The organism is Bradyrhizobium sp. F1.13.3, assembly GCF_040548265.1.
GTDB lineage: Bacteria > Pseudomonadota > Alphaproteobacteria > Rhizobiales > Xanthobacteraceae > Bradyrhizobium.
Genome location: NZ_JBEPRI010000059.1, coordinates 1 through 2602, shown reverse-complemented (window position 1 = coordinate 2602; position 2602 = coordinate 1). Strand labels below are relative to the sequence as shown.

The following is a 2602-nucleotide window of genomic DNA, read 5'->3' as shown; positions in this document are numbered from 1 at the left end:
TGACCGGGGACGGCTTCAAGACGAACATGCTGGCGATGCCGAAGCCCGCCCCGAGTGCTTTCGCGCGGAGCGAGGATCCCGATAGCGTGTTCGGGCCCGTCGGCGACACCATCCCTGCGCTGCAGGAGCGCGGCGTCGTCTTCTTGGCTTGCCATAACGCGATCTGGGAAGTGACGGCAAAGCTGATCGCCTCCGGCAAGAATCCGGATCATGCCGCGCACGAGGCGGTGGCAGCCGAACTGACCAACCATCTCGTCGATGGCGTCGTGCTGACCCCCGGAATAGTTGCGACCATTCCGGAACTGCAGCAGGCCGGCTTCCACTACGCCACGTGAGCAGATCAAATGCGCAAAACAGCCCTCGCCAGCGCACTTGCCGCCGCCCTGCTCCCGCCGCTCGCCGCACAGGCCGGGGAACGGGTCCAGCACGGCTCCATCTTTCCTCCGTGGCAACACGGGGAGAACAACGACGCCGCGCAACGCGGGCTTTCGTTTACGGTTACCCAGGTGGACGATCTCGCTGATTTCCATGGCGACGTATCCGACCCAAAGCTCGTGCTGTATGTCGGCGGCAATTACTTCTTCGCGATGGCGCCGCTGGTCGCAGCCTTTGAGCAACAGCATCCCGAGTTCAAAGGCAGGATCTATTGGGAAACTCTACCGCCCGGCGTTCTCGAAAAGCAGATCGAGACTGGCGGAACCGTCACCTCGGGCAACATGACCTGGACGGCGAAGCCGGATGCCTATCTGGCAGGGCTGAAGAAGGTTCAAAGCCTGATCGATCAGGGCGTGCTGACCGGTCCGGCCGTTCCTTACGTGACCAATTCCCTGACGATCATGGTGGCAGCGGGTAATCCGGGCCACGTCAAAGGTCTCTCCGATCTTGCTCGGCCTGAGCTTCATGTCGCGATGCCCAATCCTGAATTCGAAGGTATCGCCCGCCAGATCGAAGCCTCATTGAAGAAGGCGGGCGGCGAAGCATTGGCGACAACCGTGTACAAAACCAAAGTCGCCGAGCGCGGCACGGTTCTGACCCAGATCCATCACCGGCAGACGCCGCTCTTTCTGATGCAGGGACGCGCACAGGCGGGCGTAACCTGGCAATCGGAGGCGATCTTCCAAGAGCAGATCGGCAATCCGATCACCCATGTCGACATCGCGCCGGCGCAGAACACAACGGCGATCTATGCCGGCGCCGAGGTGCGGACCGCACCGCACCCGGAGGCGGCGCAGCTCTGGCTTGCGTTCGTCCGCTCGCCCGCGGCGCTCTCGATCTTCGAGCGATACGGATTCAAGCCGTTCACGGGCACGACATCGGCGGGCTGATCGAACAAGGAGATGCACTTATGGCCACTCTGTCCCTCACATCTGCTTCCTACATCGCTCGTCCGGTTGACAAGGCCGCTTGCCTGACCGACGCGCCGCGCTCATGGCGAACGGCGTCGCTCGCCATGTTGTCGGTCCGCGTCATCCAGGGCTTCATCTACTGGGGCGGCGGATCCCGGCGCTTCATCTACGCGCCCTCGAAGCTCAATCCGGACGCGCCCACCTGGATGGCAAACAAGTTTCAGACCGCAATGCCCGGAGCGCTGTTCGGGACCGACCATCTGATCAGCTTCATGCTGCATCACTTCTGGCTGCTCTATGCCGGCGTGATCCTGTTCAGCGCCGCCGAACTGATCGTCGGGGCGATGCTGATGACGGGACTCCTGACCCGCGCGGCTGCTTTGGTGTCGATAGGATTTTCGGTGCTGCTGATGGCGATGTTCGGCTGGCAGGGCGCGACCTGCATCGACGAATGGACAATGGCCGCCTGCAATTTCGCAATGGGCGCAACACTGCTGCTGGGCGGCAGCGGCGCTTACGCCATGGACAACGTCCTGATCCGCCGCATTCCCGCCCTCGCGGGGAAACACTGGTTTCGCTGGACGGCCGGAAGCCTGCCGTTGCCGATCAAGGACATCGCGTTCCGCAATCTCGCACTCGCCGTGCTTGGCTTTGTCCTGGTGTTCGACATCGGCACCTATAGCTACTATCGCGGCTCCGTGGTGACGCCATTCCATGGCGGCCCGGTCAGCCCGACGAAGCATCATCTCACCGTTAGCGATGCCAGATTTCTGCCTGATGGCTCCGTTCGCTTTCACGTCTATCTCGATGCCGGCACGCCGGAAGCGCCTGTGCATGTCGTTGCAGCCGATCTGCTCGACGCAAGCAATCAGCCGGTCGAGCATTACGACGCCGCCGCCCTCTCGGCTTTGCCAAACGCCGCTTTCGCCAACGATTACGCCTACAACAAGTTCGCGCCCGGTCCCTTCGGGATCCGGGCGTCAATGGGAGCGGCCGCGTCGGTGACACTGCCCCCGCCTGCCCCCGCGGCCGCTCTTCGGGCGGGATTGCTCCGGCTCACGGACGTCGACGGACGGACCTTCTCGGCGAGGCTCGGTCGGGCAGCTACCAGCCAATTCTAGTGATTGAGCAGGCCACAATGCACACCCAGACTGTTCGCGATGTCATCGACGAAAACACTGATGGGGTGGCAGCAGCGAGGGGCGACGATCACGCAATCCGATCTCTATTATCGAAAACACTACTAACCATCTGTT

At 62.4% G+C, this 2602-nt stretch carries 2 protein-coding genes and 1 pseudogene; all 3 read left to right on the top strand.

The features are described 5' to 3' along the window. Positions 1–335, top strand: a pseudogene (locus ABIB66_RS43395) (thiosulfate dehydrogenase); the annotation flags it as partial. A 9-nt stretch (positions 336–344) separates the two neighbouring features. Then, entirely contained in the window at positions 345–1325 is a 981-nt protein-coding gene (locus tag ABIB66_RS43390; RefSeq protein ID WP_354260093.1) for a substrate-binding domain-containing protein, read from the top strand. 20 nt (positions 1326–1345) lie between these two features. Then, positions 1346–2467, top strand: a complete 1122-nt coding sequence (locus tag ABIB66_RS43385) for a TQO small subunit DoxD (RefSeq protein WP_354260090.1) — start codon at positions 1346–1348, stop codon at positions 2465–2467. The last annotated feature ends 135 nt before the right edge of the window (positions 2468–2602 follow it).

Coding starts and splice junctions, on each gene's coding strand:
- ABIB66_RS43390 (WP_354260093.1), top strand. CDS start 345: ATGCGCAAAACAGCCCTCGCCAGCGCACTTGCCGCCGCCCTGCTCCCG.
- ABIB66_RS43385 (WP_354260090.1), top strand. CDS start 1,346: ATGGCCACTCTGTCCCTCACATCTGCTTCCTACATCGCTCGTCCGGTT.